We start from the raw sequence: 18925 nt of genomic DNA on the forward strand, positions 1-18925 counted from the left end.
ATAAAGGCACTGGCTTTTAGCACACTGTTGAGTTCTCAAGAAACGGACACACACCATCAGGACCCTGTTTCCAGTTTCCCGTCCGGGGCATTTCCTCAATCTTACCGATTTGCTTTCCTTTGTCGAATTGACCGACTCGGGATAACTTCTCGGCGTCCACCCAGTTTAAAGCACCGAAGTCGATGACTTCGCACTCTTCCCTGGAAGGCTCCCGGTGACCGCGCCGCCGACTGGCGTCACGTACTCGACCGGATCGACGCCCCACCCTACCCGCTGCCAGAGATGCCTCTGCCACCAGATCCTGTGTGGGGTGTCTTCCGCGGGGCCGGCCGCCTCTCGGCGTCCCGCTCCCCTGCGGGCAAGAGGAACTCTACGTGCCCACGGCAGCAAGGTCAAATCTCGCCACCGGCACGCAAGAATCCGCTGGTCAGGTTCGCTGTCCTGCTTCTACCCCAGTGGTCCTCGGCCGAAACCCCTGCCGCTGGAACAACTTGACGATCCGCGGCCCCACGGGTCGCCGCCGGTCACTGCGGGATGTACCCCCACCGTGGCGACCAAGGATTCCAACGGTCCAGAGACGCCGAACATTCCCGGGGCGGTTCCGGACACGGCCGAGGCCGGCTCTCCAGACCCGGGGGTCTGAAGAGCCGGCCTCGGGACGGCGCTCGGCGGCTCCGGTGCCGTGAAGGACGGTCAGGCGCTCGGCAAAGCGGCGAGCTGGGCCTCCAGCCGTGCCACGTCCGTACGGGCCTGCTCGAGACGGCTCCGGGTCTTGGCGACGACCTTCTCCGGGGCCTTGGCCATGAACTGCTCGTTGCCCAGCTTGCCCTCCGCCTGGGCGATCTCCTTGCGGGCGGCGGCGAGGTCCTTCTCGAGCCGGGCGCGCTCGGCCGCGACGTCGATCACACCGGCGGTGTCGAGGCGTACGGTCACGCCGTCCACGGGCAGAGACGCGGTCGGGCTGAAGCCGTCCTCCGGGGGCGTCAGCCGCAGGAGCGTACGGGCGGCCTCCTCGTACGCCGGGTCGATGCCCTCCAGGGACGCGGCGACCCGCTGGCCCGGCTTGAGTCCCTGGTCGGCGCGGAACCGGCGGACCTCGGTGACGAGCCGCTGGAACCCGGCGATCTCCGCCTCCGCGTCCGGGTCGGCGAAGCCTCCCGGACGCGGCCAGGACGCCGCGACGATGGTCTCGCCGCCCGTCAGCGCCGTCCAGAGCTCCTCGGTGACGAAGGGCGTCAGCGGGTGCAGCAGGCGCAGCAGGACGTCGAGCACGTGCCCCAGGACCGCCGAGGCGTCGGTGCTCATCCCCGGCACCTTGGACAGCTCGACGTACCAGTCGCAGAACTCGTCCCACGCGAAGTGGTAGAGCGTCTCGCACGCCTTGGCGAACTCGAACCGCTCGAAGTGCGTCTCCACCTCGGCGACCACCGTCGAGAGCCGGGAGACGATCCAGCGGTCCGCCACGGTCAGGTCCTCGGGCAGGCCCTCACCGACCGCGCCGACGCCGCCCGCCACGCTCGTGGCGCCGTTCAGCAGTGCGAAGCGGGTCGCGTTCCAGAGCTTGTTGCAGAAGTTGCGGGACCCTTGGGCCCACTCCTCGCTGACCGCGACGTCGCTGCCGGGGTTGGCGCCGCGCAGCAGGGTGAAGCGGGTGGCGTCCGCGCCGTACCGGTCGATCCAGTCGAGCGGGTCGACGACGTTCCCGAACGACTTGGACATCTTCTTGCCGAACTGGTCGCGCACCATGCCGTGCAGCGCGATGACCTTGAACGGCTCGACGCCGTCCATGGCGTACAGCCCGAACATCATCATCCGGGCCACCCAGAAGAACAGGATGTCGTAGCCCGTGACCAGCACGGACGTCGGATAGAACGCGCGGAGCTCGGGGGTGTCGTCGGGCCAGCCCAGGGTGGAGAAGGGCCACAGCGCCGAGGAGAACCACGTGTCGAGCACGTCGGTGTCCTGCGTCCAGCCCTCCGGCGGTTCCTCGCCGGGGCCGACGCAGGTCATCTCACCGCCGGGGCCGTACCAGACCGGGATGCGGTGCCCCCACCACAGCTGGCGGCTGATGCACCAGTCGTGCATGTTGTCGACCCACTCGAAGTAGCGGGGCGCCATCTCCTGCGGGACGATCCGCACGCGGCCGTCCCGGACGGCGTCACCGGCGGCCTTGGCGAGCGGGGCGACCTTGACGAACCACTGCAGCGACACCCGCGGCTCGACGACCGTCTTGCAGCGGGAGCAGTGGCCGACCGCGTGGACGTACGGCCGCTTCTCGGCGACGATGCGGCCCTGCTCGCGGAGCGCGCCGACGACCGCCGGGCGCGCCTCGAGCCGGTCCAGTCCCTGGAACGGGCCGTGCGCGGTGATGACACCGCGCTCGTCCATGACCGAGATCGACGGCAGGTCGTGCCGGCGGCCGATCTCGAAGTCGTTCGGGTCGTGGGCGGGCGTCACCTTGACGGCGCCGGTGCCGAACGCCGGGTCGACGTGCTCATCCGCGACGATCGGGATGCGGCGGCCGGTCAGCGGCAGCTCGATCTCGGTGCCGACCAGGTGGGTGTACCGCTCGTCGTCGGGGTGCACGGCCACGGCCGTGTCGCCGAGCATGGTCTCCGCCCGGGTGGTGGCGACCACGATCGACGCGTCACCCTCGCCGTACCGGATCGAGACGAGCTCGCCCTCGTCCTCGGAGTGCTCGACCTCGATGTCGGACAGCGCGGTGAGGCAGCGCGGGCACCAGTTGATGATGCGCTCGGCGCGGTAGATCAGCCCGTCGTCGTACAGCCGTTTGAAGATGGTCAGCACGGCCCGGGACAGGCCCTCGTCCATCGTGAACCGCTCGCGGGTCCAGTCGACGCTGTCGCCGAGACGGCGCATCTGGCCGAGGATCTTGCCGCCGGACTCGGCCTTCCACTCCCAGACCTTCTTGACGAAGGCCTCGCGGCCGAGGTCGTGCCGGGACAGGTCCTCTTTGGCGAGCTGCCGTTCGACGACGTTCTGGGTGGCGATGCCGGCGTGGTCCATTCCGGGCAGCCACAGCGTCGCGGCGCCCCGCATCCGCTGCCAGCGGATGAGCGCGTCCTGGATCGAGTGGTCCAGCGCGTGGCCGACGTGCAGCGAACCCGTTACGTTCGGCGGCGGGATGACGATCGAGAAGTGGGGCTTGCCGGGTACGGCGTCCGGGGTGAAGTGGCCGCCGTCGATCCAGCGTTCGTAGAGCCGCCCCTCGACGTCGGCCGGAGTGTATTGAGTCGGCAGGTCAGCACGGGAAGTCACGCGAAAAGTCTAGGGATGTTCCGGCGGCTCCGTGGCCGCGGCCCGCGGATCCGGATTCCCCCTTGGTAACAATCGCCCCATCGGCGCTTCGGCGCGCTCACCGTCCCGCCGTCAGATCAGAGACGCGTGCCGGAAAGGACCGGAGCGTACGGACCGGAGGCCGCCTCTCCGGAGACGGAGAGGCGGGCGGTCAGGCCGACTTCTCGCGCGGCTCGCGCTTGGTGCGCTCGCGCGGGACCAGGGTGGGGTTGACGTGCTCCAGCACGGCCTCCCGGGTGATCACGACCCGGGCGACGTCGGCGCGGCTCGGCACCTCGTACATCACGGAGAGCAGGACCTCCTCCATGATGGCGCGCAGGCCACGGGCGCCCGTGCCGCGCAGGATCGCCTGGTCGGCGATGGCCTCGAGGGCGTCGTCGGTGAACTCCAGGTCGACGCCGTCCAGCTCGAACAGCCGGTGGTACTGCTTGACCAGGGCGTTGCGCGGCTCGGTGAGGATGCTGATCAGCGCCTCACGGTCGAGGTTGTGCACGCTCGTGATCACGGGCAGCCGGCCGACGAACTCCGGGATCATGCCGAACTTCAGCAGGTCCTCCGGCATGACGTCGGCGAACAGGTCGGCGCTGTCCTCACCGTCGTCCTTGGTGCGCAGGACCGCGTTGAACCCGATGCCCTGCTTGCCGACGCGCTGCTCGACGATCTTCTCCAGACCGGCGAACGCGCCACCGCAGATGAACAGCACGTTCGTCGTGTCGATCTGGATGAACTCCTGGTGCGGGTGCTTGCGGCCGCCCTGCGGCGGAACGCTCGCGGTCGTGCCCTCCAGGATCTTCAGCAGCGCCTGCTGGACGCCCTCCCCCGAGACGTCCCGCGTGATCGAGGGGTTCTCGCTCTTGCGAGCGACCTTGTCCACCTCGTCGATGTAGATGATGCCGGTCTCGGCCTTCTTGACGTCGTAGTCGGCGGCCTGGATCAGCTTCAGCAGGATGTTCTCGACGTCCTCTCCGACGTAGCCGGCCTCGGTCAGGGCGGTGGCGTCGGCGATGGCGAACGGAACATTGAGCAGTTTGGCGAGCGTCTGCGCGAGGAGCGTCTTACCGGAACCGGTCGGGCCCAGCAGCAGGATGTTCGACTTGGCGAGCTCAACGCTCTCGTCCCTGCCGCCGCTGCCCGACTGGATCCGCTTGTAGTGGTTGTACACCGCCACGGACAGGGCCTTCTTGGCCTTGTCCTGCCCGATCACGTACGAGTCCAGGAACTCGAAGATCTCCCGTGGCTTCGGCAGGTTGTCCCACTTGAGATCGGAGGACTCGGAGAGCTCCTCCTCGATGATCTCGTTACAAAGATCGATGCACTCGTCGCAGATGTACACGCCCGGACCCGCGATGAGCTTCTTGACCTGCTTCTGACTCTTTCCGCAGAACGAGCACTTGAGCAGGTCACCACCGTCGCCGATGCGTGCCACCCTGTCTCCTTTTCGTGGGGCCGCTCACCCGCTGTGAGCGGGGCGAGGGAGCGTGCTGAGGCTCTCGACGTTGTGTCTCGACGTTACCGTCTCCTGGAGGGTGAGTGCGCCCTCTGGCGTGGTCAATCTGGCGGACACCGGGGCGTCACCCACGGGCCACCTATGACGACACTACCTCGGAAGGACGCTTCTTGCGGCTGGCGATGATGTCATCGACCAGACCGTACGTCTTGGCCTCCTCCGCGGTGAGGAAACGGTCGCGCTCGATGTCCCGGCGGACCTTCTCCACGTCCTGGCCGCTGTGCTTGGAGAGGATGGTCTCCATCTCCTCACGGATCCGGAGGATCTCGTTCGCCTGGATCTCGATGTCGCTGGCCTGGCCGTAGCCGCCCTCGGTGGCCGGCTGGTGGATCAGGATCCTCGAGTGCGGCAGCGCGGCCCGCTTGCCGGGCGTCCCGGCCGCCAGCAGCACCGCCGCCGCCGACGCGGCCTGACCGATGCACACCGTCTGGATGTCGCACCGGACGAACTGCATCGTGTCGTAGATCGCCGTCATGGCGGTGTAGGAGCCACCGGGCGAGTTGATGTAAATGCTGATGTCACGCTCGGGGTCGATGGACTCCAGCGTGAACAGCTGCGCCATCACGTCATTGGCCGAGGCGTCGTCGATCTGCACGCCCAGGAAGATGATCCGCTCCTCGAAGAGCTTGTTGTACGGATTCATCTCCTTGACGCCGTACGTCGTGCGCTCGACGAAGGACGGGATGATGTACCGGCTCTCCACCGGCTGGAGGCCGGCCCGGATCTCGTGGTTCACGGAGTTCAGTCCCCTCGGGTCGAAAGTCATGACACCGCGCCTTCCGAGGCGACCTGGTTGGCGTTGTGCACGACGTGGTCGATGAAGCCGTAGTCCTTCGCCTCTTCCGCGGTGAACCACCGGTCGCGGTCGGAGTCGGTCTGGATCTGCTCGAGCGGCTGGCCGGTGTGGAAGGCGATGCGCTCGGCGAGCGTCGTCTTCACGTACAGCATCTGCTCGGCCTGGATCCTGATGTCGGCCGCGGTGCCGCCGATGCCGCCGGACGGCTGGTGCATCATGATGCGCGCGTGCGGCAGGGCGTAGCGCTTGCCCGGCGTTCCGGCGCAGAGCAGGAACTGCCCCATCGAGGCGGCCAGGCCCATGCCGACCGTCGCGACGTCGTTCGGGACGTACTGCATCATGTCGTAGATCGCCATGCCGGCGGTCACGGAGCCGCCCGGCGAGTTGATGTAGAGGTAGATGTCCCGCCGGGAGTCCTCGGCCGCCAGCAGCAGCAGCTCCGAGCAGATGCGGTTGGAGATGTCGTCGTCGACCTGCTGACCGAGGAAGACGATGCGCTCGCGCAGCAGCCGCTGATAAAGCTGGTCCCCCAACGGCAGAAGGGGCGCCTCGGCCGTACGCGCATCTACGCGCGCCGGACGGTCGAAGGTCGGAGGCGTGGTCACTGCGTCACCTGCTCCGGTTCGTTGTTCGTGGTCGGTTGATTGCGACATTAACGCGCTGGAGCGGAGGGTTAAGCCCTCGGGGCGGCTTGTTCGCTTTCGGCGTGGAAGCCGGAGCCGGGAATACGGACGGGCCGGCACCAGAGGCGCCGGCCCGTCCGGAAATTCAGCCTGCTCAGGCGTCCGTCTTCTCGTTCTCCGCCTCGGCGCTCTCGGTGCTCTCGGCGGCCTCGGAGGCTTCGGGAGCCTCGGCGGCCTCCGCCTCGTCCTCACCGGCGAGCCCCCGCTGCAGCGCGGCCAGGTCGACCTCGTTGCCGTCCTCGTCCTTGGCCTTGACGTGCTCGACGACGAGGTTGAGGGCCTTGCTGCGCAGGACCTCGGACACGACTGCCGGGATCTGGTTGTTCTCGGTCAGGTGCCGTGCCAGGACGTCGGGCTGCACGCCCATCTGCAGGGCGTTGGAGACGACGTACTCGGTCAGCTCCTCGTTCTCGACGGTCAGCTCCTCCTGGAGGGCGAGCTGGTCGAGGATGAAGCCGCCCTTGACCGCCTCACGGGCGTCCTTCTTCAGCTCCTCGTCGTACTCCTCGGCGCTCTGCTCCTGCTGCTCGAGGTACTTCTCCCGGTCCAGGCCGTACATCTGCAGCTGCTGGTCGAGCTGCTCGTTGCGGCGCTGGATCTCGGCCTCGATCACGCTCTCCGGGAGCGGGATGTCGAGCTTGTCCATGAGCGCCTCGAGCGCCTTGTCGCGGGCCTGGCCGAGCTGCTGGGCGCGCTTCTGCTGCTCCAGCCGCTTACGGACGTCCTCGCGCAGCTCCTCGATCGTGTCGAACTCGCTCGCGAGCTGGGCGAACTCGTCGTCGAACTCCGGCAGCTCCTTGATCTTCACGCTCTGCACGGTGACCGTTACCTCGGCCTCCTCGCCGGCGTGCTCGCCGCCGACCAGGGTGGAGGTGAAGGTCTTGGACTCCTCGGCGTTCATGCCGACGAGCTGCTCGTCGAGCCCGTCGATCGAGGAGTTGCTGCCGACCTCGTAGGAGTAGCCGGTGGTGCGGGCGTCCTCGACGTCCTCACCATCGATCTTCGCGGCGAGGTCGATGGAGACGAAGTCGCCCTCCTCCGCCGGCCGGTCCGCGTTGGTCAGCGTCGCGAAGCGCTCGCGGAGGTTGGAGATCGTCTGCTCGATCTCCTCGTCGGTCACCTCGACGGAGTCGACGGTGATCTCCAGGCCGTCGTAGTCCGGCACCTCGAACTTCGGCCGGATGTCGACCTCGGCGGTGAACGCGAACTGCTCGTTGTCCTGCAGCTCGGTGATCTCCACGTCGGGCTGGCCGAGCGCGAAGACCTCGCTCTCCTGGACGGCGCGACCGTACAGGTCGGGCAGCGCGTCGTTGACCGCCTCCTGCAGGACCGCGCCCCGTCCGACGTACTGGTCGATCAGGCGGGCCGGCACCTTGCCCGGGCGGAAGCCCTTGATGCGGACCTGCTGCGAGATCTCCTTGTACGCCTTGTCGAGGTTGGGCTTCAGCTCGTCGAAAGGCACCTCGACGGTGAGCTTGACCCGGGTCGGGCTCAGCTCCTCAACATCGGTCTTCACTGGGGCGGTCTCCTTGATCCGGCCGCGGCACGGATTTCACGTTGGATGTCGTGGGCGGCGGCGTTGTCAGCCGGTCGCGGGCACGCCGAATGCGGGCACCGCGCGCCTTCGCGCGCCAAGTCTATGGTGTTCCGCCATGTCCGGGGACAGTCGGGGCGGCAATGTGCGCCCAAGTATTCCGAAAGGGCGCTCATTCCGGAGGGGCGCCCGGCCGCCATCGGGTACCTCAGCACGAGGATCGCCAAGGTGGGCGCCACGAGGCACCCACGAAAAGTAAATGTCCTGCCATGATGCTGTGATGCTCCCGCCCCGCCTCCTCAGCGTGTGCCTGCTCGGCACGCTGGCCCTGTCCCTGGTCGCGTGCGGGGGCGGAGTGGACAAGAAGGCGTGCGGCCGGCTGGAGAGCACCCTCGGCGGCATCCGGCAGCAGGCCATGACGCAGGTGGACGACCCGGCCCGCGTCGCGCGGACCTACACCTCCGGCGCCGCGACCCTCCGCGCCCAGGCCGGGAGAACGGACGGGCGCCTGCGCAAGGCCGCCGAGAGGGCGGCCGGCGCCCTCGACCAGCTCGGACGGCAGGTGAAGGCCGCCGCGGACGGCACCGGGTCGAGCGTCGACTCGTCCGCGCTGATCTCCGCCACGAACGACCTCAGGCACACCTGCGCCGGTTCCTGACCCGCCGGTTCCCGAGGACGGCGCCGCGCATCGTGGCCCGCGACGTCACACGCCGTACGGTCATCGCCGACGGTACGCGGCGTACGGACGGCCACTGACGGTACGCGGCGTACGGCGATCGGCGGGCGGAGACCGTGCGCCGTACCGCGATCCGCTGATGATCGGAACAAGGGACCTTGGTCCCCCGATCCGGGGATCTTCGCCTCGCCGCGGCTCAGCCGGCCGTCGTTACCGTGTACGCATGCATGTCGTGGACCCTGGGTGAGGGATGCCGTGTACGACTCCGGTGGCCTGGAGATCCTGACGGAGGAGGAATGCCGTCGGTTGATCGACGCGGTCCCGCTCGGCCGGATCGTCTTCACCGATCGCGCGCTCCCGGCGATCCAGCCGGTCAACTTCCTCATGGCCAACGGCGAAGTGATCATCCGGACGTCGTCCGGGTCGAAGCTCGCGGCGGCGGCCCGTAACGCCGTGGTGGCGTTCGAGGTCGACGAGTTCGACCCGGCGATCCGTACCGGCTGGTCCGTGGTGATCGTCGGGCACTCCCGCATCGTCTCGGAGAACGGCGAGCTCTCCGAGCTTCGCGGGCTGCCGCTGCGCACGTGGGCGCCGACCGCCCAGGACCACTTCATCGCCATCACGCCGGAGCTGATCTCCGGTCGCCGGCTGCCCAAGGCGGCCTGACGGCCGTCGCCCGCCTCCAGCTCAGGCGTGGACCTTCTCGAGGCCGACCGCCCGGGCGCACGCGCCGCAGCAGAAGATGCGGTCGCCGGCCTCCGCGCCGTGCCCGAGGACACGGCAGCCGCAGTGCTCGCACACCGGAGCGATCGCGTGCGCGGCGCACTCGACACAGTCGAACACGCGTGACGCCCCGTCCGCCGTGATCACGGTGAACGCCTTGTCGTACTCATTGCCGCAGACATCACAGTGAGCCATGACAATCCCCCCGAGTCTCGTCATACCGCCATGTCCTAAGCGGTTCCCCGTCGATCGGTGGTCGAAGCGGAGCCGGAGGGAGTTCCCGCAGGTGGCCGCCCCCGCCGCTCGGCCGCCGGAACGACCGGGGCGGCCGCCGGCGACCTCGACCGGACGGTGACCTGGCGGGCGGCACCCTCGCAGGGGTCCGTGGCCGGCGGGCCGCATGTTCTGTGCCGGGCGGGTAGGGCGGACTCCGAGGTAGACGTCTACGACGGAGGAGGAAGCGTGGCTGACCGTACCGCTCCCGAGGTCGGGACGCTGTGGGAGGAGTTCCACCGGGTGGTCAACATGACCTCGGAGGAACTGCGGACCTGGCTGCTGACCATCACCTCGGGCGAGGAGGCGTTCCCCGACGATCCCGACCGGCTCTGGTTCGGACTCGGGACCGAGGTGGTGAAGATCCTCGGTAAGCGCAAGGTGGACCTGACCGACGACGACCTGCGGAACATGCGGCGCACGGTCGAGGAGGTGACCCGGCGGCTGGAGTCGCCACCGGGGCGAGGCGCGGCGGACGACGCATGGCGCCGGGAGCTGATGACCCTCGGGCACGACCCGCTCAAGCCGGACCCGCACGGGAGCGGCGATCTGCCGTGAGCCGGCACCGGCCGCGGTGACCCGATGAGATCCGCGGCGATCCGATGAGATGAGGAACCCCCGGGCCTGCCGCCCGGGGGTTCCTCATCGGAGCGTGATGTCGGGCTGGGGAGATTCGAACTCCCGACCCCTGCGACCCAAACGCAGTGCGCTACCAAGCTGCGCTACAGCCCGTGAGTCACCGAGTGTACCGAAAAGCCGTCCTTCCCGGCGGCCACGTCGTTCTCACGGACGGTGACACTCCCACCGAGGGCGGACAGAGATCGACACCTCCGCCCCAGCGGTCGCCGGCCATGCCTCCACACCGCCCGGAAATATCGGGCCAATAGGAATTCGGCGCCAATTCCGCGAATGCGTCGGCGGGTCATCGGCCACCGCGCCGAGTACACGGCCGGGGCACTTCGCCCGGATTGTCACCAGGCGGTATTCACATTCGGTAACCACGCCGACGCTAAAAGTGATCTTATTAATGGTGCGATCAATTAATGCGTCCACGGTGGTCGCAAAGCACCTCTGATCAGCTACTCTAATGCACACGTCACACGACCGTGAGGCCGGGAGCCCCGCGTCCGCCGCAGGTTCCGGCGCCTCGGTCGTCACTGCCGGTAATAAGGAAGAGCGCCCTGAAGGCGTTACGAGATCTTTTTCAACGGCCCCGCCGTACGAGGAGCGAACGCCGAGCCGGCGGTGGCCGAAGAGCACGACCGGCGCCGGAGGACGTCGTACAACAGAAAAGACATCAGGGCCGCCCCCATCTCCGACCGGGGACTGTTGGCGCAGCCGGCGGTAGACGCGGGCGGCCCCCTCCTCCATCGAACCTGCCGGTTTCGGGAAACAGACAAGGCTCGCGGGAGTCCACGAAATGGCTATTTCGCGCGTTATACCGCCATTGAGCCGACCTCATGGCGGTCACGGGTTGCCATCGCGCCCTACGGTACGCCACCGGCGGTCCACCGGTCGGAGGTTTCACGCTTCCGGCCGAGGCGGACCGCGCGCGACCACCGGAGGCCGCCATGGATGACCTGACACCACGGTCTCCGACCATCGTGAACGACACCGGAGGCGGCCCGGCCGCCGCCGTGGCCGGGCCGCCTCCGTCGCAGGCCATGACGGGCGAGGGGAGACGACCGGCACCGGCCGTCAGGGACGAGCGGACGCCGGCCACCACCAAGGGAGGCGCGGCCTCGTCCACGCGGCACCGGCATGCCCGCCCCCGTCCCCGGCGGAACCGCGGCGTCGTGTACGTCGCCGGCGGGTTGTTCGGAGCGAGCGGGACCGGATGGTGGCTGGCGGAGGCCCGCCACGACGGCCTCCACATCACCGGTCTGCGCCTGCCGCCGTCCGTCGTGCTCTGGGGCCTGGTCGGGCTCGCCGGATGGGGAATGGTCCTCCTCCTGGGCGAGCTGACGCTGTTCGTCCTCGCAATCGTCAACGTCGCGGACGCTGAGGTGCACGACCGCTGCCGCAACCTGATGATCCTCTGGGGCTACGTCCTGACGCTCGGCACACCCCGGCTCTTCCGGCGGCTGCCCGCGCAGTTCGCCCAGCTGTTCACCGACGATGGCGCGGCCGCCCGCCCCACCCGCGCCAGGCCTGCCGGTGACCGGTCCGCCGGCCGCAGACCGCGCCGCACACGACCGCGGCAGGATCGGGGGTCGGAAGCGAGCCGTGCATAGGATCACCGTTGGCGCGTGCACAACCGGGGCTCGGGAACCGGTACGCTACGCGAGGGACGTTGTGAGATCGGCGGTCGTCCACTGTTCTCCGGCGCACGCGGGCGTAGCTCAATGGTAGAGCCCCAGTCTTCCAAACTGGCTACGCGGGTTCGATTCCCGTCGCCCGCTCCAACCACGAAGGCCCAGGTCATCCGACATCCGGAGACCTGGGCCTTCGATCTTCAACCAGGCCTTGTCCCGCTTCGCTGCCCGCTCCGTGCCCGATCGGGTCCGCGATGTAGCGGGCTTGCGGTCCGCGTACCGCGTGGCACGAGAAGCACCGCGCTGAACGAGGTGCGGGCCGAGACCCCTACTTCGCCGCCGTAGTGGTCACCATGCCACCGCAGTGGACCATGCTTCGTCCGATTCGTCCCCTCTGTCCGAGCACACCGGCGGCAAGGAAGTATGCGGATGCCGGGAGGAGACCTGAAAGATCGGAGGTCGTACGCATGGCCGGTGAGTTGAGGGAAACGATCTCTGTGCTCACCCCGCACGGGGACGTGGAGTCGTGGTCCGTCAGGGCGGTCAGGGAGGACACCGGGAACTGGCGCGTCGAGGCGAGCGACGGCCGTGAAGAAGTCTGGACCGGTTCGGGAGGGCACCTGTTCGAGGCCGTCTGCGACCTCCGGACGGCCCCTGAGGCGGCGGGCTTCCGGTTCCTGATCGCCGGTGCGAGAGTCGACTCCGGGTGAGCCGCGCCGTGAACTGAGCCGCAGGAGCCCGCGGATGGCGGTTCGTACGGGCGCGCCATGCGTACGTGCCCCTGGACGGCGCCGTCAGTCGCTCTCGCCGACGCGGAGCGTGGCGTGCGCCGACCCGGTGTCGGGGTCCTCCCACACGGTCGCGCCGAGGGAGCGGAGCATGCAGACGGCGGGCAGGTTGGAGATCCCGGTCTCGGCGATGATCGCGCTGGCTCCGTGCGCGCGGGCCTCGTCGATCAGCAGGCAGAACGCCTTCGTGCTGTAGCCCTTTCCGCGGGCCGAGCGGGCGAGCCAGACGTACGCCTGGAACGCACCTGGCGCCTCGGCCGGCGTGATGCGCGCGCCGCCGACCGGCCGGCCGTCCACGAGCACCGCGTAGGCCGCCCCGCCCGCCGGCCGGTGGGTCTCCTGGAAGGCGGCGCGGCGCTCGGCGGTCCATCCGGGCGCCTCGGACGCGCCGGACACGACCTCGTACGGGTCGGTGTCGGTGACCGCGAGCTCGAGCAACCCGGGCAACAGGTTCTCGTCGACCGGTTGCAGTGTGACAGTGCTCATAGTCGCAGACTGCCAGGTCGGGGCCGTGGTGACGTGGAGGCACGGCCCGGGATCGGTGACTCGCGCCGGGGACCCGTCCGGGAGGCTCCCGGGTGGCCCGTCACTTGCGCCAGATGAGGACCAGCGCGCAGTCGTCGTCGCGGGCGGCGGCCATCTCGGTGACGAGCTCGGTGGCGCCCTCGCGGAATCCGCTGGGGACGAGGCGCTCGACGGCCCCGAGCAGCCGGTCGATGCCGGCGTCGAGGTCACGGCCCGGCGCCTCCACCAGGCCGTCGGTATAGAGGAGCAGCGCGTCGCCGGGGCGGAGCAGGCCACGCTCGGGTTCGGCGCTCATCTCGGGAACGACGCCGAGCACGATGCCCTTGGCCGAGCTGACCCGCCAGGTGCCGCTCCCCGCATCGAACTGCACGGCGGGCGGGTGGCCCGCCGACTCGACGACGTACTCGCCGGTCCGCAGGTCGATGGTGAGGTGCACGGCGGTGACGAACCCCTCGTCCCACCGCTGGCGGTGGAGGTACGCGTTGCAGGCCGAGAGGAACCTCTCGGGCTCGACGGAGCCGAGCAGGCCACCGAAGGCGCCGGACAGCATGAGCGCGCGCGTGCCGGCGTCGACGCCCTTGCCCGACACGTCGACGAGGGCGACCTCGAGGGTGTCGTCACGGCAGACCGAGACGAAGAAGTCGCCGCCGAAGGACGAGCCGCCGGCCTGGAGGAGGACCACCTTGGAGTCCCAGCCGCTCGGCAGCGCGGGCATCTCGCCGTGGCGGCGCAGCCGGTCGCGCAGTTCGAGGAGCATCAGCTCGCCGCGCAGGCCCTTCACGCCGATCTGCTCCCGGCTGCGGGCCAGCACCGTCGCGAGGACCGCCGTGACGATGATGGTGCCGACGACGCCGGGGCCGACGCGTGAGAAGCCCATGGCGATCGCGTCGTACAGCAGCGCCGCCGCAACGAAGCCCAGAAGGATCCGGAGACTGCGGACGCGCAGCAGGAGACCGCCGGCCAGCACGGTCAGGACGACGGCACTGGGCGAGAACCAGGTCTGCGACGCCGGCGCGGAGACGGCGATCACGACGGTCACGGTGACGAGGGCCGCGAGAGCGTTGCGATCCTGCGTCAGCTGGCCGCGCTGGAGCCATTGGTACAGCCGCACCAGGACGGGGATCCGGCGCAGGAACGCGCGGACCCTCGGCGGCAGGAGCTGGACCAGGCGATGAAGCATGATGCGGGCACTGTATCGAGCATCGCGTGATCCATGCTGACGCGCGGTGGCCCGGACCTGTGTCTCGGCCGTCCGAAACGCCGTTGTGCCGTACGCCCGTGCGCCCTCCGCGGACGCCGGAGGCGCGGGCGTGCCGCCGCGCGGGTGTTTTCGGGCCGCTCATCCAGGGGAGATCTACCGGATCACAGATCTTTTCGGAGGTGACGGATGGGACAGGCCATGCGTGTCACGGTCGACGCGGCGATGCGGGCCCGCGACGTCTCGCGCGATCGTTCGGAGGACGAGGCGCCGAGGAACGCAGCCGCTCCGTCCCAGCCCGTCAAGCCCCGCCGTGGAGAGAAGCGCCGGCTCGCGAAACGCCGCGCCGCCCGCCTCTGATTCCCCGGCCGTACCGACCCCGCCGCGTGGATCAGTCCGGCAGGCGGGGCAGGTCTCCGGTCTGCTCGTATGCGGTCAGCATGGCGATGCGCCGGACGTGCCGCTCCTCGCCGGAGAACGGCGTGCCGAGGAAGATCTCGATCAACCGGGTGGCCTCGTCGGTGGTATGCATCCGCGCACCGACGCTGATGACGTTCGCGTCGTTGTGCTGACGGCCGAGCCGCGCGGTCTCCTCGCTCCAGGCCAGGGCGGCGCGTACGCCGGGGACCTTGTTGGCCGCGATCGCCTCGCCGTTGCCGGAGCCGCCGATGACGACGCCGAGTGATCCGGGCTCCGCGGCGGTGCGGGCGGCCGCGTCCATGACGAACGGCGGATAGTCGTCCTGAGGGTCGTAGTCCTTCGGCCCGCAGTCGACCGGCTCGTGCCCGTGCTCGGTGAGCCATCCGATCAAGTGCTGCTTGAGTTCGTAGCCCGCGTGGTCGGAACCGAGAAAGACGCGCATGCGCAAAGTCTGTCAGGTCGGTACCGCCCGCCGTGCGGCCGGGGCCTCCAGGCGGCGGGCGGGCGTGGGAGCGGTCCCGGCCGGGCCGCTCGGCCCCACGGGCCCCCTCGGGCCCGCCGGCCGCTCAGAACTGCAGTGACTTGACCTCCAGGAACTCCTCCAGCCCGTAGCGGCCGAGCTCGCGTCCGAGGCCGGACCGCTTGTATCCGCCGAACGGCGCCGACGGGTTGAAACGGCCGCCGTTGATGTCGACCTGACCGGCCTTGATCCGGCGCGCGACCGCGACGGCGTGGTCGCGGTCCGCCGACCACACGGCCGCCGCGAGACCGTACGGCGTGTCGTTGGCGATGCGCACGGCCTCGTCCTCGGAGTCGTAGGCGAGGATCGACAGGACGGGGCCGAAGATCTCCTCACGGGCGATCGTCATCGATGGTGTGACGTCCGCGAAGACGGTCGGCGGCACGTGGTAGCCGGGGCGCAGCGAGCTCTCCGCGCCACCGGTCACCAGGCGCGCGCCCTCCTCCACGCCCGTGTCGATGTAATCGCGGACGCGGTCGAGCTGGGCGCGGGAGGCGAGCGGGCCCAGCCGGGTGCCCTCCTCGAACGGGTCTCCGGGCGTGTGGCGTTCCGCGGCCTTGGCGGCGAGCGCGACCGCCTCGTCGTACAGGGCGCGCGGTACGAGCATGCGGCTCAGGGCGTTGCACGTCTGCCCCGCGTTGACGAACGCCTTGGCCACCCCGACCTTGACGGCCTGGGGAAGGTCCGCGTCCGGGAGGATGAGGTTCGGGGACTTGCCGCCCAGTTCGAGCGCGACGCGTTTGACGGACGCGGCGGCCAGTTCGGCGACGCGCCGCCCGGCCCGCGTGGAGCCGGTGAAGGACACCATGTCGACGTCCTCGTGGGCCGCGATCGCCTCGCCGACGACCGGGCCGGTCCCCGCGACGAGGTTGAACACGCCCGGCGGCAGGCCGGCCTCGTCGATGATGTCGGCGAGCGCGTACGCGGCGAGCGGCGCGACCTCACTGGGCTTCAGGACGACGGTGCAGCCGGCCGCGAGCGCGGGGCCGACCTTGGCGACGACCTGGTGCAACGGGTAGTTCCACGGCGTGATCGCGCCGACGACGCCGACGGGCTCGCGGACGATCACCGAGTTGCCGCAGCGCTCCCCCGCGAAGTCGTACGTCTCCAGGAGGTCGATGACGGCGGTCAGGACCGCGATCGGCGTGCCGACGTGCGCCTTCTGCGCCAGTGCGTACGGGGCGCCCAGGTCGGTCGTGATGATCCGGGCCAGGTCGTCCCGGCGGGCCTCGATGCCGGTCAGGATCGCGCGGAGGTATGCGGCGCGTTCCTCCGGCGTCGTCGCCTCCCAGTCCCGCCGTGCCCGGCACGCCTGGGCCACCGCACGGTCGACGTCCGCCGCGGCGCCCTCCGGTATCCGGTCGATGACCTGCTCGTTCGCCGGGTTGATGACGTCGATCGTCGCCGTGGCCGATGAGTCCGCCCACGCCCCGCCCACATAGATCACATCGCGCATGTCATTCATCCTTCCCCCGGTCGCCGGGCACCGACCAACCGTCCAGGTGAGGGATATGGGTCCCCGGTGGCGGCACCGCCGGGTCCCCGATCGGCGACGGCTCCCGATCGGCGCTCGGGACCGGCGGGGGCCGGGCCGGCATATGAGCGGCTGTTGCAAGTGTTTTGCAATAGGGATTGAATGGCGGAAGGGGCGCCTTCCCGCGCTCACGGCCGGCACGAGGAGGATGGATGACGACGGTGCGGTCCACGGCACGAACCCGGCTGGGCCGGGCGGAGTGGGGTCGCCTCGCCGGGATGGCCGGCTTCGTGGCGCTGTTGCACGTCGTCGGCTGGGGGCTCCTGCTGCTCCTCGTCGTTCCCGGTCACTACCACCTGGGCAACGGGAAGCTGTTCGGCGTCGGGATCGCCTTGACGGCGTACGCGCTGGGCATGCGGCACGCGTTCGACGCGGACCACCTCGCGGCGATCGACAACACCACCCGCAAGCTGATGTCCGACGGCCAGCGCCCGGTCTCCGTGGGGTTCTGGTTCTCGCTCGGGCACTCTTCGGTGGTCTTCGTCGCCTGCCTGCTGCTCGGCTTCGGCGTCAAGGCGCTGTCCAACGGAGTCTCCGACGAGAACTCCGGACTGCACCAGATCACCGGCACGATCGGCCCGACCGTCTCCGGGACCTTCCTCGCCATCATCGCGATCATCAACCTGGTGATCCTCATGGGGATCATCAAGGTGTTCCGCGAGATGCGCGCGGGCGTCTACGACGAGGCCGCGCTCGAGGAGCAGCTGAACAACCGCGGGTTCATGAACCGCTTCCTCGGCCGCTTCACCAAGGCGATCACCAAGCCGTGGCAGATGTACCCGCTGGGCTTCCTGTTCGGGCTGGGCTTCGACACCGCCACGGAGGTCGGCCTGCTCGCCCTCGCCGGCTCGGCCGCCGCCGCGAGCTCCCTCCCCTGGTACGCCGTGCTGTGCCTGCCGGTCATCTTCGCGGCCGGCATGTCGCTGTGGGACACCATCGACGGCACGTTCATGAACTTCGCGTACGGCTGGGCGTTCTCGAACCCCGTCCGCAAGATCTTCTACAACATCGTGCTGACCGGGATCTCGGTGGCGTTCGCCTTCGTGATCGGCGGTACGGAGCTGCTGCAGGTCGCTCAGGACCGGTTCGGGCTGCACGGAGGCTTCTGGGACTGGATCGCGAATCTGGACCTCAACGTCGCCGGCTTCGTCGTCACCGGCCTCCTCGTGGTCGCCTGGGCGGCGGCCCTGGCGATCTGGCGGTTCGGCCGGATCGAGCAGCGCTGGTCGGCCGCCCTGCAGGACTCCGACGCCTGAGGACCACGAAACCGCCAGGCCGCAGGACCGCCGAAACGCGGAACCGCCGGGACGCGCGGTCCCGGCGGTCCGCTCGGTCAGTCGAAGATCGGGGCGCGGGTGCGGCTGCGCTTGAGCTCGAAGAAGCCGTCGGTGCCCGCGACGAGACGGACGCCGTCCCAGAGTCTCGCGGCGGCCTCGCCGCGCGGGATCGGCGACACGACGGGGCCGAAGAACGACGCGCCCTCCACGGAGATCACCGGCGTGCCGACCTCGTAGCCGACCCGGTCCATGCCGTCGGCGTGCGAGGCGCGCAGGGCCTCGTCGTGGTCGTCCGTGCCGGCGGCGGCCGCCAGGGCGGGGTCGAGACCGGCCGCCCCGAGGGCGTCCTCGATGACCTGGCCGAAATCCTTCCGCTGCTCGTTGTGGAAGCGGGTGCCGAGCTCGGTGTAGAGGGAGCCGAGCACCTCGGCGCCGTACTTCTTCTCCGCCGCGACACAGACGCGGACCGGTCCCCACGCCGTCTTCAGGAACTCGGCGTAGTGCTCCGAGACGTCGCGCCCCTCATTGAGCACCGCCAGGCTCATGACGTGCCACCGGACGTCGATGGGCCGCAGCCGCTCGACCTCGAGGATCCACCGTGAGGTGATCCACGCCCACGGGCACCTCGGGTCGAACCAGAAGTCCACCGGTGTGCGCTCGGTCTCGGTCAACGCAACCTCCACGATCCCGCGGGCACGTCCTCGCGGACCGCCGCCCGTAAACCTTCCGGCGAGACCTCGAACCGAGGCCGCCGGTCTGTGTCACCGGGCCGGACGTCACGGCGACGCCGGACCCTCCCAACCGGCAACCGACGCGTTCCGGTCCGCATTCCGCCGGGAGTTCGCCCAGATCCGAGGGTGTGATCGTGAACTCGCGGTTAGATGGGTGCCGAGGCGGC

At 69.5% G+C, this 18925-nt stretch carries 18 protein-coding genes and 2 tRNA genes; 8 read left to right on the plus strand and 12 right to left on the minus strand.

What is annotated here, in order from left to right:
• Window positions 1–693: 693 nt before the first annotated feature.
• From NE235_RS33570 to tig, 5 genes are all read right to left on the minus strand, one after another.
• Window positions 694–3279 carry a valine--tRNA ligase gene (locus tag NE235_RS33570; RefSeq protein WP_252810266.1) on the minus strand — a complete coding sequence of 862 codons (2586 nt, stop codon included), beginning with the start codon at window positions 3277–3279 and terminating at the stop codon, window positions 694–696.
• A gap of 190 nt (window positions 3280–3469) precedes the next feature.
• Entirely contained in the window at window positions 3470–4744 is a 1275-nt protein-coding gene (clpX, locus tag NE235_RS33575; RefSeq protein ID WP_252810268.1) for an ATP-dependent Clp protease ATP-binding subunit ClpX, read from the minus strand.
• 160 nt (window positions 4745–4904) lie between these two features.
• Entirely contained in the window at window positions 4905–5591 is a 687-nt protein-coding gene (locus NE235_RS33580; RefSeq protein ID WP_252810270.1) for an ATP-dependent Clp protease proteolytic subunit, read from the minus strand.
• Window positions 5588–6226, minus strand: a complete 639-nt coding sequence (locus NE235_RS33585; RefSeq protein WP_308206193.1) for an ATP-dependent Clp protease proteolytic subunit — start codon at window positions 6224–6226, stop codon at window positions 5588–5590. Before NE235_RS33585 ends, NE235_RS33580 begins: the two co-directional genes overlap by 4 nt.
• A 172-nt stretch (window positions 6227–6398) precedes the next feature.
• On the minus strand, window positions 6399–7820 hold the full coding sequence (gene tig / locus NE235_RS33590) for a trigger factor (RefSeq protein WP_252810272.1): 1422 nt from the start codon (window positions 7818–7820) through the stop codon (window positions 6399–6401).
• A gap of 298 nt (window positions 7821–8118) precedes the next feature.
• Here tig and NE235_RS33595 point away from each other — a divergent pair, with 298 nt between their 5' ends.
• Window positions 8119–8496, plus strand: a complete 378-nt coding sequence (locus NE235_RS33595; protein WP_252810274.1) for a hypothetical protein — start codon at window positions 8119–8121, stop codon at window positions 8494–8496.
• Between the two features lie 261 nt (window positions 8497–8757).
• Complete coding sequence (locus NE235_RS33600) at window positions 8758–9180, plus strand: pyridoxamine 5'-phosphate oxidase family protein (RefSeq protein ID WP_252810276.1); 423 nt, start codon at window positions 8758–8760, stop codon at window positions 9178–9180.
• Window positions 9181–9201: 21 nt separating this feature from the next.
• Here NE235_RS33600 and NE235_RS33605 read toward each other — a convergent pair whose 3' ends face one another.
• Entirely contained in the window at window positions 9202–9432 is a 231-nt protein-coding gene (locus tag NE235_RS33605; protein ID WP_252810279.1) for a hypothetical protein, read from the minus strand.
• Between the two features lie 267 nt (window positions 9433–9699).
• Between NE235_RS33605 and NE235_RS33610 the strand changes: the two genes are divergently transcribed.
• Entirely contained in the window at window positions 9700–10068 is a 369-nt protein-coding gene (locus NE235_RS33610) for a DUF3140 domain-containing protein (RefSeq protein ID WP_252810281.1), read from the plus strand.
• Between the two features lie 100 nt (window positions 10069–10168).
• Here the strand turns inward: NE235_RS33610 and NE235_RS33615 are convergent.
• Window positions 10169–10242 (minus strand) — tRNA-Pro (locus NE235_RS33615).
• A gap of 839 nt (window positions 10243–11081) precedes the next feature.
• Here NE235_RS33615 and NE235_RS33620 point away from each other — a divergent pair.
• From NE235_RS33620 to NE235_RS33630, 3 genes are all read left to right on the plus strand, one after another.
• Window positions 11082–11744, plus strand: coding sequence for a hypothetical protein (locus NE235_RS33620; protein ID WP_252810283.1), 663 nt, complete (start codon window positions 11082–11084; stop codon window positions 11742–11744).
• Between the two features lie 97 nt (window positions 11745–11841).
• Window positions 11842–11915: transfer RNA gene (locus NE235_RS33625), tRNA-Gly, on the plus strand.
• Window positions 11916–12232: 317 nt separating this feature from the next.
• Window positions 12233–12475, plus strand: coding sequence for a hypothetical protein (locus NE235_RS33630; protein WP_252810284.1), 243 nt, complete (start codon window positions 12233–12235; stop codon window positions 12473–12475).
• A gap of 84 nt (window positions 12476–12559) precedes the next feature.
• Here the strand turns inward: NE235_RS33630 and NE235_RS33635 are convergent, their stop codons facing one another.
• Both NE235_RS33635 and NE235_RS33640 read right to left on the minus strand, forming a co-directional pair.
• Window positions 12560–13039: a GNAT family N-acetyltransferase gene (locus tag NE235_RS33635; protein WP_252810286.1), complete on the minus strand. Its 480-nt coding sequence runs from the start codon at window positions 13037–13039 to the stop codon at window positions 12560–12562.
• Between the two features lie 100 nt (window positions 13040–13139).
• Window positions 13140–14258 (minus strand): PP2C family protein-serine/threonine phosphatase, encoded by a 1119-nt coding sequence (locus NE235_RS33640; RefSeq protein WP_252810288.1) that lies wholly within the window; start codon window positions 14256–14258, stop codon window positions 13140–13142.
• 207 nt (window positions 14259–14465) lie between these two features.
• On the opposite strand from NE235_RS33640, the gene NE235_RS33645 reads away from it, so the two are divergent.
• The gene (locus tag NE235_RS33645; protein WP_252810290.1) at window positions 14466–14636 is read left to right on the plus strand and encodes a hypothetical protein; all 171 of its coding nucleotides are present in this window, start codon (window positions 14466–14468) and stop codon (window positions 14634–14636) included.
• Window positions 14637–14667: 31 nt separating this feature from the next.
• Here NE235_RS33645 and NE235_RS33650 read toward each other — a convergent pair whose 3' ends face one another.
• Together NE235_RS33650 and NE235_RS33655 are read right to left on the minus strand one after the other, a co-directional pair.
• The gene (locus NE235_RS33650; RefSeq protein WP_252810292.1) at window positions 14668–15138 is read right to left on the minus strand and encodes a ribose-5-phosphate isomerase; all 471 of its coding nucleotides are present in this window, start codon (window positions 15136–15138) and stop codon (window positions 14668–14670) included.
• A gap of 124 nt (window positions 15139–15262) precedes the next feature.
• The gene (locus NE235_RS33655) at window positions 15263–16672 is read right to left on the minus strand and encodes an aldehyde dehydrogenase family protein (RefSeq protein WP_252810294.1); all 1410 of its coding nucleotides are present in this window, start codon (window positions 16670–16672) and stop codon (window positions 15263–15265) included.
• Between the two features lie 230 nt (window positions 16673–16902).
• Here NE235_RS33655 and NE235_RS33660 point away from each other — a divergent pair, with 230 nt between their 5' ends.
• Window positions 16903–18006, plus strand: a complete 1104-nt coding sequence (locus tag NE235_RS33660) for a Nickel transporter NicT (protein WP_252810296.1) — start codon at window positions 16903–16905, stop codon at window positions 18004–18006.
• Window positions 18007–18083: 77 nt separating this feature from the next.
• Here the strand turns inward: NE235_RS33660 and NE235_RS33665 are convergent, their stop codons facing one another.
• Complete coding sequence (locus NE235_RS33665) at window positions 18084–18698, minus strand: mycothiol-dependent nitroreductase Rv2466c family protein (protein ID WP_252810299.1); 615 nt, start codon at window positions 18696–18698, stop codon at window positions 18084–18086.
• Between the last annotated feature and the right edge of the window lie 227 nt (window positions 18699–18925).

Origin of the sequence: Actinoallomurus spadix (genome assembly GCF_024055725.1) — a bacterium.
Classification (GTDB): domain Bacteria; phylum Actinomycetota; class Actinomycetes; order Streptosporangiales; family Streptosporangiaceae; genus Actinoallomurus; species Actinoallomurus spadix.